Annotated in this window: 8 protein-coding genes; 6 read left to right on the top strand and 2 right to left on the bottom strand. The window is 70.8% G+C overall.

The window, feature by feature from the left end:
* The first annotated feature begins 183 nt into the window (after nucleotides 1-183).
* From bioF to ADBZ6I_RS15085, 6 genes are read left to right on the top strand one after another with little or no spacing between them, the layout of a single operon-like run.
* Nucleotides 184-1,329, top strand: a complete 1,146-nt coding sequence (gene bioF / locus ADBZ6I_RS15110; protein ID WP_526385239.1) for an 8-amino-7-oxononanoate synthase — start codon at nucleotides 184-186, stop codon at nucleotides 1,327-1,329.
* A complete protein-coding gene (gene bioD / locus ADBZ6I_RS15105; RefSeq protein WP_526385236.1) occupies nucleotides 1,326-2,003 on the top strand; it encodes a dethiobiotin synthase in 678 nt (225 codons plus the stop codon). Before bioF ends, bioD begins: the two co-directional genes overlap by 4 nt.
* A 2-nt stretch (nucleotides 2,004-2,005) precedes the next feature.
* Nucleotides 2,006-2,548: a 2'-5' RNA ligase family protein gene (locus tag ADBZ6I_RS15100; protein WP_526385234.1), complete on the top strand. Its 543-nt coding sequence runs from the start codon at nucleotides 2,006-2,008 to the stop codon at nucleotides 2,546-2,548.
* Nucleotides 2,549-2,572: 24 nt separating this feature from the next.
* Nucleotides 2,573-3,571, top strand: coding sequence for a biotin synthase BioB (gene bioB / locus ADBZ6I_RS15095; RefSeq protein WP_526385232.1), 999 nt, complete (start codon nucleotides 2,573-2,575; stop codon nucleotides 3,569-3,571).
* Nucleotides 3,571-3,798, top strand: coding sequence for a biotin synthase auxiliary protein BsaP (gene bsaP, locus ADBZ6I_RS15090; protein ID WP_526385230.1), 228 nt, complete (start codon nucleotides 3,571-3,573; stop codon nucleotides 3,796-3,798). Before bioB ends, bsaP begins: the two co-directional genes overlap by 1 nt.
* The gene (locus tag ADBZ6I_RS15085; RefSeq protein WP_526385228.1) at nucleotides 3,795-4,445 is read left to right on the top strand and encodes a DUF2567 domain-containing protein; all 651 of its coding nucleotides are present in this window, start codon (nucleotides 3,795-3,797) and stop codon (nucleotides 4,443-4,445) included. The genes bsaP and ADBZ6I_RS15085 overlap by 4 nt, the downstream gene beginning before the upstream one ends.
* Here the strand turns inward: ADBZ6I_RS15085 and ADBZ6I_RS15080 are convergent.
* Nucleotides 4,408-5,739: a lipase family protein gene (locus ADBZ6I_RS15080; protein WP_526385226.1), complete on the bottom strand. Its 1,332-nt coding sequence runs from the start codon at nucleotides 5,737-5,739 to the stop codon at nucleotides 4,408-4,410. The two genes, ADBZ6I_RS15085 and ADBZ6I_RS15080, sit on opposite strands and share 38 nt — an antisense overlap.
* Nucleotides 5,740-5,754: 15 nt before the next feature.
* A complete protein-coding gene (locus ADBZ6I_RS15075) occupies nucleotides 5,755-6,474 on the bottom strand; it encodes an NUDIX domain-containing protein (protein WP_526385224.1) in 720 nt (239 codons plus the stop codon).
* Nucleotides 6,475-6,495: the final 21 nt, after the last annotated feature.

Here is a 6,495-nt window from a genome sequence, read left to right as displayed (position 1 = left end):
GGGAGCGCGGCGCGGTCGTCACCGACGTGGAGGGGATGCTGTGGGCGACCAGGTTCCTCGGTTTTCTGCTCCCCGGTGAGTTGGCGGGCCTTTCCGACCGCGCAGGCGGCCGCCGCCCGGGCATGGATCACTGACGGCGGCACCTGCGACCAGTGCGCGGACACGCCTTAGGCTGAACGCGCAATGACGCCCGACACCGATACCTCACCGCTGGCCTGGCTCGACGATGTCGAGCAGCGGCGCCGGCAGGCCGGTCTGCGCCGCGCGCTGCGTCCCCGGCCGGCAGTGGGCGTCGCGGTGGACCTGGCGTCCAACGACTATCTGGGCCTTGCGCAGCACCCCGACGTCGTCGACGGCGCGGTGCGGGCGCTGCGCACCTGGGGTGCTGGATCGACGGGCTCCCGGCTGGTCACCGGGAACACCGAATTGCACGAGGAATTCGAGCACGCGCTGGCCGATTTCGCCGGCGCGGAGTCGGCTCTGGTGTTCTCGTCCGGTTACACCGCCAACCTCGGTGCGCTGGTCAGCCTGTCCGGTCCCGGGTCGCTGGTGGTCTCCGACGCCGGCTGCCACGCCTCGCTGGTGGACGGCTGCCGGTTGTCCCGCGCCCGGGTGGTGGTGACACCCCACCGCGACGTCGGGGCGGTGGAAGCCGCGCTGGCTAACCGCGCCGAGGAACGCGCCGTGGTGGTCACCGATTCGGTGTTCAGCGCCGACGGCACGCTGGCTCCGCTGCGCCGGCTTCACGAGGTGTGCCGGGCACACCGCGCCGTGCTGCTGGTCGACGAGGCGCACGGGCTCGGAGTACGCGGCGCCGGGGGCCGCGGGCTGCTGCAGGAAGTCGGCCTGGCCGGCGCGCCGGACGTGGTGATGACGACGACGCTGTCCAAGTCGCTGGGCAGTCAGGGCGGGGCGGTGCTGGGGCCGTCGGCGGTGCGCGACCACCTCGTCGACACCGCTCGCCCGTTCATCTTCGACACCGGCCTGGCGCCCGCGGCGGTCGGTGCGGCACTGGCGTCGTTGCGGATTCTCGCCGATGAACCCTGGCGCGCCCAGGCTGTTGCCGATAACGCCGGCCGGCTCGCCCAGGTGTGCGGGGTCACCGAGACCCCGCAGGCCGCGGTGGTCTCGGTGCTGATCGGCGACCCGGAGGCCGCGCTGGCCGCGGCCGAGGCCTGTCTGGACGCCGGGGTGCGGGTGGGTTGCTTCCGGCCGCCGTCGGTGCCGGTCGGCACCTCCCGTCTTCGGTTGACCGCCCGGGCGTCGCTGACCGCCGACGAACTCGACGTGGCCGCCCGGGTCCTCACCGAGGTGCTCGCCCACCGATGAGCGTGCTCATCATCACCGGCACCTGCACCGGAGTCGGCAAGACCATCGCCACCGCCGCCCTGGCCAGCTGCGCTCTGCGCGCCGGTCTCGACGTGGCGGTGTGCAAACCGGTGCAGACCGGGACCGCCGATGGCGACGACGACCTGACCGAGATCGGCCGGCTGTCGGGGGTTCGCACGGTGGTGTCGGTGGCCCGCTATCCCGAGCCGCTCGCGCCTGCCGCCGCCGCGGAGCTGGCCGGGCAGCCGCTGCCCACGGCCGGGGAGATCCTGGCCGCCATCCGGGCGGCCGACCGGCCCGGCCGGCTGACCCTGGTCGAGGGTGCCGGGGGTCTGCTGGTGGAACTCGCCGCAGGCGGGGAGACGCTGCGCGACCTCGCCGTCGAACTGGACGCGCCGGTGCTGGTGGTCTGCGAAGCCGGACTGGGTACCTTGAACCGAACCGCGCTCACGGTGGAAGCTATTGTGCGCAAACAGCTTTCGTGTGCCGGATTGGTGATCGGGTCGTGGCCCGCCGACCCGGGCGCCGCCGCCCGGTACAACCGCGTCGCGCTGCAGAAGACGGCCCCGGTCCGCGCCGTGCTGCCCGCCGGGGCGGCGGCGCTGGCCCCGGCCGATTTCGCCGCCATGAGCAGCCAGGCTTTCGACCCGGGCTGGGTCGCCGGGCTCGTCTAGCGGTGGCGCACTCGATCGAACTGCTGCTCGACCCGCTCAGCGACGCCGCCATCCGGTCGCAGTGGCAGGCGCTGGCCGGCGCCGGGCTGCCCAGCCAGCTGCGGGTCAGCTCGCCGACGAACCGGCCGCACGTCACCCTGGTGGCCGCCGCCCGGATCGGACCGGCGGTCGACGAGGCGCTGCGCACGCTGGCCGACCGGGTGCCCTTCGACTGCGTGGTCGGCGCCCCGCTGATCTTCGGCCCCACATCCTCAACTGGCGGCCGGCACACCCTGGCCCGGCTGATCGTCCCCTCGGCGGAACTGCTGGCCCTGCACGCCGAGGTCTATCGCCTGGCTCTGCCGCACGTCGACGCCGAACCGTATCCGCACTGCCGTCCCGGGCACTGGACCCCGCACGTCACGCTGGGCCGCCGCATCACCGCGGCCGAGATCGGCCCGGCCCTGGCCCGGGTCGACGACGGCGACGGCGACATCAGTGCCCAGATGGCCGGACTGCGCCGCTGGGACGGCGACGAGCGGACGGACCACCTGCTCGTCGGCTGAGGCGCCCCGACTAACCTGTCCTGCGTGACCTCCGATGTGCTGACCCAGGCCCGCGAACAGGTACTGGAGCGCGGCGAGGGCCTCTCCCGCGAGCAGGTGCTCGAGGTGCTGCAGCTGCCCGACGACCGCCTTGAGGAACTGCTCGCCCTGGCCCACGAGGTGCGGATGCGCTGGTGCGGCCCGGAGGTCGAGGTCGAGGGCATCATCAGCCTCAAGACCGGCGGCTGCCCGGAGGACTGCCACTTCTGCGCCCAGTCCGGATTGTTCGCCTCTCCGGTGCGCAGCGCCTGGCTCGACATCCCCAGCCTGGTGGAGGCCGCCAAACAGACCGCCAAGACCGGTGCCACCGAGTTCTGCATCGTCGCCGCTGTCCGCGGACCCGACGAGCGACTGCTGGCGCAGGTCTCCGCCGGCATCGAGGCCATCCGCAACGAGGTCGAGATCCACATCGCCTGCTCGCTGGGCATGCTGAGCCAGGACCAGGTCGACCGGCTAGCGGCGATGGGTGTGCATCGCTACAACCACAACCTGGAGACCGCCAGGTCGTTCTTTCCCAACGTGGTGACCACCCACACCTGGGAAGAGCGTTGGGAGACGTTGCGCATGGTGCGCGACGCCGGCATGGAGGTGTGCTGCGGCGGCATTCTGGGCATGGGCGAGACGCTGGAGCAGCGCGCCGAGTTCGCCGCCGATCTGGCCGAACTCGATCCGCATGAGGTTCCGCTGAACTTCCTCAACCCGCGCCCGGGCACCCCGTTCGGCGACCTCGAAGTGATGCCGCCCAGCGAGGCTCTCAAGGCGGTGGCGGCCTTCCGGCTCGCGCTGCCGCGGACCATGCTGCGCTTCGCCGGCGGCCGTGAGATCACCCTGGGCGACCTCGGCGCCAAGCAGGGCATCCTCGGCGGCATCAATGCCGTCATCGTCGGCAACTACCTCACCACCCTGGGCCGCCCGGCCGAGTCGGATCTGGAATTGCTTGAGGATCTGCAGATGCCCATCAAGGCTCTCAACGCCAGCCTCTGATGGCTGATTATCGGCCGGCCCCGCTCAGTGCCGGCAACTACAACATCTACACCGGCAAACCGCACGGCGAGGTCGTCCCGCTGACGGCTCAACTCGGTTTGGAGCCGCCGAGGTTCTGCGCCGAGTGCGGCCGGCGAATGGTGGTCCAGGTGCGTCCCGACGGCTGGTGGGCCGAATGTTCCCGGCACGGCCGGGTGGACTCCGCTGACGTGGACACCCGGCGATGACGGCCACTGCGCCGCGCCGGTCGCACTGGTCAGCGGCGTTGACTGTCATTGCCGCACTTGCTGTTTCGGGTGCGGCACTGGGCGGGCTCTGGGCGTGGATCGCCCCGCCGATCCACACCATCACCGGCTTGACCAAGGGGGGCGACCGGATCGAGGCCTTCCTCGGCAAGGAGTCCGACAACGTTTTCGTCGCCGTCGCCATGCTGATCGGCATGCTGGCCGGCCTGGCGATCGTCTCGGCGGTCGCGGTCTGGCAGTGGCGACCGCATCGCGGGCCCGTGCTGGCCGCGGGGTTATGGATCGGGCAGATCGCCGCCGCGGCGTCGGCCGCCGGGACGGGTGCGGCGCTGGCGCACTGGCGGTACGGCACGCCGGATCGTGCGGGCGCGCAACTGAGTCCGGACAACCGGGTGGCTTACTTCACCGAGGCGCCGCCGGTTTTCCCGGGGCACAGCCCCTTTCAGATCGCGGTGACCCTACTGCTGCCGGCCGCGCTCGCGGCGCTGGTGTACGCGATGCTGACGATCGCCAACCCACGCGACGATCTGGGTGGCTGGCCCGCGCAGGAGCGCTTCGGCCACCCCGGTTACCCCTACAACCAGCCCGGACTCACAGGGGCCGGAACGGAACCCGTCCGCCCAGCATGACGCGGGTGACGATGCCGCCCAGTCGCCACATACCGGCATAGGTGATCGGGTTGAACAGCGTCGGCCACTTCGTCCGGACGAGGTGGGCGTCCAGCGGCCGGTCGGCGAAACGATCCGTCAGCCAGCGCAGCGTCATCGGCGCGGACATCGGGTGCAGCAGCATGTGTTCGCTGAACAGGTCGCGGTGGTAGGTGACCCGGGCGCCGCCCTCGGTGTACAGGTGAGCCAGGTCGTCGATGTCGTCCACGGAGATCAGCGAATCGTGGACGGCCTGCACGATCAGCACCGGCGGGGTGGGAACGGTGCCGCCCAGGCGGATGGCCTCGAAGACCTCCTGCACTGCCGGCAGCCCGAGCACCTGCTCCAGCGGCGGACGGACCCAGTGATCCATATTCGTCTTGAAGTAGCGGATCACAGCCTGCGCGGTGGTCATCCGTTCCAGGCGTGCCAGCATCGCCCGGCCCTCGTCGGTGGCGTGCTCCTCGATGACCCGAGCCAGCCCGGGGTAGCTCTTGGCCAGCGCGGCGACCACCAGCGCCGGTAGCGCTGCGTAGGTCGACCCGTTGAGCCGGCGGAATGTGTTGCCTAGGTTGCCGACCGGCGAACCGAGTACCGCGCCGACCATGTTGATGTCGGGGGCGTAGTCGGCGTGGACCTCAGCGGCCCAGGCGCTGGCCAGCCCGCCGCCGGAGTAGCCCCACAACCCCACCCTGCTGTCCAGCGCCAGGCCGAACCGTTCGAAGTTCAGGGTTGCGCGCAGGCCGTCGAGAACCCGGTAGCCCGGTTCCAGCGGGGTGCCCCACATGCCCTCCTGGCCCTCGTGATCGGGAACCGAGACCACCCAGCCCTCGGCCACCGCCGCGGCCATCAGCAGATATTCCAGCTGGGCCAGCGATCCCACCGCCTTCGCGCGGCGGCGCAGGGCATAGGAAGGGAAGCAGCGTGAGGACACCGCGTCGATGGCGCACTGATAGGACACCACGTGCCGTGGCTGACGGTGGGAATGTCCGGCCGGCACCAGCACGGTGGTGACGCTGGCCTCCGGCTCACCGTGCCGGTTGGTGGTCCGGTAGAGCAATTGGGTGGCGCGGATCTGTTGCGGGACCAGCCCCAGGAAACCGAGTTCGACATCGCGCGAGCGCAGCACGGTGCCCGGTTCGGAGTGCTGGAATCCTACGGGCGGTTCGTAGAACGGGTCCCTGGACGGCAGTACCGGCCGGGTGCCGCGGCGCGCGTCATCGTGCGGGGCCCGGCCGATCCACTCGGGACTGACGGCCCCGTCTGCGCTTGTCATCCGGATATGTTTACCTTAAGAGGGCTCTAAGAAGCTAGTCGCCGTGCCGGGTGGCCGCAACGCGGCGAACTCGTCGGTAACCCGCAAGCCCAACTCGGTGAACCGGTACAGAGCAGCCGGCCGACCGCCGCTGCGGCCGGGATGGGCGGTGGTTCCGGTGCGGGTGATCACCCCGCGACGGGCCAGCACCCGCTGCAGGTTGGTGGGGTCTACCTGGTAGCCCAGCGCGGCACCGTAGATGTCCCGCAGGGTGGACAGCGCGAATTCCTTTGGCGCCAGGGCGAATCCGATGTTGGTGTAAGACAGCTTGGCTGCCAGCCGGGACCGGGCGTAGGCCACCATGGGGCCGTGGTCGAAAGCCATCGGCGGTAGGTCCGCGACGGGATGCCACCAGGTGTCCGACGGCAGCGCCGGAACGGCGGGGGAGGGCACTAGGCCCAGGAACGTGGACGCGATCACCCGGGCGTCGGGAACCCGGTGCGGATCGGAGAACACCGCCAACTGTTCGAGGTGCGCCACCTCACGCAGGTCGACTTTCTCGGCGAGTTGGCGTCGCACGGAGTCGCTGAGATCCTCGTCGGCGCCCAGCCGCCCGCCGGGCAGGGACCATTTGCCGCGTTCGGGCGCCAAGGCGCGCTGCCATAACAGCACTTCGAGTTCGGGTTTGCCGGACGCCAGGCCGCGCACCTGGAATACCACCGCAAGAACCTCGTGCCCGGTGCTAGTATGGGTCATGTTTTCGAATCGAAAACATGA

This window comes from Mycobacterium sp. (genome assembly GCF_044342925.1).
Taxonomy (GTDB): domain Bacteria; phylum Actinomycetota; class Actinomycetes; order Mycobacteriales; family Mycobacteriaceae; genus Mycobacterium.
This window is presented reverse-complemented; position numbering and strand designations above follow the sequence as displayed.

Excerpts from the sequence above, each read along its gene's own strand:
- ADBZ6I_RS15075 (WP_526385224.1), bottom strand. The coding sequence starts at position 6,474 with ATGACCCATACTAGCACCGGGCACGAGGTTCTTGCGGTGGTATTCCAG.
- bioD (WP_526385236.1), top strand. The coding sequence starts at position 1,326 with ATGAGCGTGCTCATCATCACCGGCACCTGCACCGGAGTCGGCAAGACC.
- bsaP (WP_526385230.1), top strand. The coding sequence starts at position 3,571 with ATGGCTGATTATCGGCCGGCCCCGCTCAGTGCCGGCAACTACAACATC.
- ADBZ6I_RS15080 (WP_526385226.1), bottom strand. The coding sequence starts at position 5,739 with ATGACAAGCGCAGACGGGGCCGTCAGTCCCGAGTGGATCGGCCGGGCC.
- bioF (WP_526385239.1), top strand. The coding sequence starts at position 184 with ATGACGCCCGACACCGATACCTCACCGCTGGCCTGGCTCGACGATGTC.
- ADBZ6I_RS15085 (WP_526385228.1), top strand. The coding sequence starts at position 3,795 with ATGACGGCCACTGCGCCGCGCCGGTCGCACTGGTCAGCGGCGTTGACT.